Consider the following 1,612-nt stretch of genomic DNA (forward strand, 5'->3'; position numbering starts at 1 on the left):
GCTTGAGACAACAGATTTAATGAATAATAGACCTAGGAAATGCTTGGGGTATAAGACCCCGTTTGAGGTTTTTGCTGAGTTAACTGGTAAAGACTAGTTTTTTAAACTGAAGTGTTGCACTTATAGGTTGAATTCACCGTTGTGAAGCGATAATATAATGACAAATCATATAGAGATAAAAGACATTCCATCATTACCATTTGGAATAAAGAAAGCTATCAATAATGAAACAATGGCGATTTTTATCGGTGCTGGAGTGTCTAGACTAATTGGCTGTGATGACTGGGATACATTGGCTAAAAAATTAGTTAGAAAATGCAGAGAAGTGGGGGAAATAACGCCCATAAGTGAACATTCTATGCTTGAAGAAAGCGACAAAATTAAACTTATTAGTATTTGCCATAATATCCTTCCAAGAGATGCATTTATGGGGGAATTAAAAAAATCATTAAAAGACGGTGAAGCTAACAATATTAATATAGATGATGAAAAATTGACTATATACCGCGATTTAAAAGAGTTAGCTAATACTTTTATTACCACTAATGCAGATAGATATATTAACAAATTAATGGATAATAACAATATTACCATTAATGTCTTTAGTTTGAACAATATTAAGAATGTCTTTAGTTTGAGCAATATTAAGAATGATAATTTATACAAAATACATGGTTGTATAAGTGATGAACAAAGCCTTGTTTTCACAAAAGAAAAATATATAAAAAGATACACAGATAAAAGGTTTGATGAATTTATAAATCAATTTTTTTGTCACTACACCGTCCTATTTGTGGGGTATAGTCTTAGTGATTTGAGCTTTTAGATCGTATATTTACAGCCACCAAGTCAAGTGGTAATAATCATTTTTATTTAAAAGCTTATTTCAAATATGAGCAAGAAGTATGCAATTTTGATACCGAATACTTCTCTAATCTTAATATTGAATTAATTCCTTTTTCTAGAGATGAAAATAATTACAATCAACTCAAAAATGTTATTTCTGAGTGGAAAACAGAGGCAAATAGAGGCACACAAAAAATGCAACATGTGTTTAAGAACATTGATAATGCCTTAGAAAATCCAACACCCTCCAACATTGAAACAACTATTCAAAATATGCGTAGCGATGAAAAAAAAGTTAATTATTTTTTTTCAAAAGCATCAAAATATCAACAATTGCATTTATGGCTGGATCCTCTTTTTGAGGCTGAATTTTTTTCTTTAAATAACAAACATGAATTCCAATGTCGGCATATATTGACTTTTTTAGAAGCAGTCTCTATTCAAGAAGCAGTCTCTATTCAAAAAGAACCACAAGCAATAGAAAAATTGCTGTCAATAGCAAATACCACTATTGAAAGTGCAACAGATGATGATATCGCTTGGCATATGGTGAAAATTATTTTCAACTTACCATTTGAGAAAATAGATCAAAAGCATATAGATTTTATAATATCTCATATTCGAACTTACCAGTATGAAAGCAGACTAAATCATAATATAGCCAAAATTGTCCTACCTGTTATTATTAAGAATAAAATGAAAAATTATATGGTTCGGCTGTTAGATGTTATTTTCGGATACACTATATCAACTGACACTATATCAA

Annotated in this window: 2 protein-coding genes; both read left to right on the plus strand. The window is 29.9% G+C overall.

Features of this window, described 5'->3' with window-relative positions; all coding sequences use genetic code 11:
• The first annotated feature begins 157 nt into the window (after nucleotides 1–157).
• On the plus strand, nucleotides 158–826 hold the full coding sequence (locus BAZSYMA_RS02370; protein WP_090715246.1) for an SIR2 family protein: 669 nt from the start codon (nucleotides 158–160) through the stop codon (nucleotides 824–826).
• A gap of 215 nt (nucleotides 827–1,041) precedes the next feature.
• Nucleotides 1,042–1,612 (plus strand): hypothetical protein (locus tag BAZSYMA_RS02375; protein ID WP_143243066.1); only part of this gene is annotated, 571 nt, incomplete at its 3' end.

The sequence above is a fragment of the Bathymodiolus azoricus thioautotrophic gill symbiont genome, from assembly GCF_001298715.1.
GTDB lineage: Bacteria > Pseudomonadota > Gammaproteobacteria > PS1 > Pseudothioglobaceae > Thiodubiliella.